The organism is Anaerophaga thermohalophila DSM 12881 (assembly GCF_000191885.1).
GTDB lineage: Bacteria > Bacteroidota > Bacteroidia > Bacteroidales > Marinilabiliaceae > Anaerophaga > Anaerophaga thermohalophila.
This window is the reverse complement of the sequence record NZ_AEWI01000110.1, coordinates 1-683: the sequence shown is the minus strand read 5'-3', so window position 1 is coordinate 683 and position 683 is coordinate 1. Positions and strand designations below refer to the sequence as shown.

Genomic DNA, 683 nt, shown 5'->3' with positions numbered 1-683 from the left:
AGCTAATTGTCATTCTGAGCGGAGCGAAGAATCTATCACTGTTGTAATGTTTTAACCTGATGAGATCCTTCGGCTAACGAGGTTTTCTATACAGAACAAAAGAAATCCGCACCAGTGGAAAGTAATTTCATGAAGCATGAAGAAGTTTATGCTCCCTATCTGCTGCATAAGCAAGACAAGCTTTAATATCTTCAGTAGTTAATTCCGGAAAATCATCAATAATTTCATCATAAGACATGCCGGCAGCCAACCAACCCAGAACATCATAGACTGTGATTCTTGTATCCCGCACGCAGGGCTTACCAAATCGTTTTTGGGGATTTCTTTTTATTATTTTGTTATATTCCATCATTCTTAATTTGCCGTTTAAATAATCAACAACTGATTCCGAATAAAAGTACCAATTAAACAATTAAAAAACAACTGATTTTCACCCTCGTCAAAATGGATTTTTTGACCCATAAAGCTGTGGGGTTGTTTGATTTTTTTTATTGAACGGCCTCCCTTGCTACTGGCAAGGATGCGAACTAAAAACTTATAAAACACAACTCCCTGTCATTCTGAACAAAGTGAAGAATCTATCACTGTTGCAACGATTTAACCTGGTGAGATTCTTCGTCGTTACCTCCTCAGATGTTCTTTTTGGCATTGCCCCAAAAAGAACCAAAAAGGTCTGGTCCGCT

Annotated in this window: 1 protein-coding gene; it reads right to left on the bottom strand. The window is 37.9% G+C overall.

Annotation, left to right across the window (positions count from 1 at the left end; translation table 11 throughout):
* Positions 1 to 127 precede the first annotated feature (127 nt).
* Positions 128 to 349, bottom strand: a complete 222-nt coding sequence (locus ATH1_RS0116010) for a DUF433 domain-containing protein (RefSeq protein ID WP_010424144.1) — start codon at positions 347 to 349, stop codon at positions 128 to 130.
* Positions 350 to 683: the final 334 nt, after the last annotated feature.

Bases quoted from the DNA above. Each gene is read 5' to 3' on its own strand.
- ATH1_RS0116010 (WP_010424144.1), bottom strand. From the start codon at position 349: ATGGAATATAACAAAATAATAAAAAGAAATCCCCAAAAACGATTTGGT.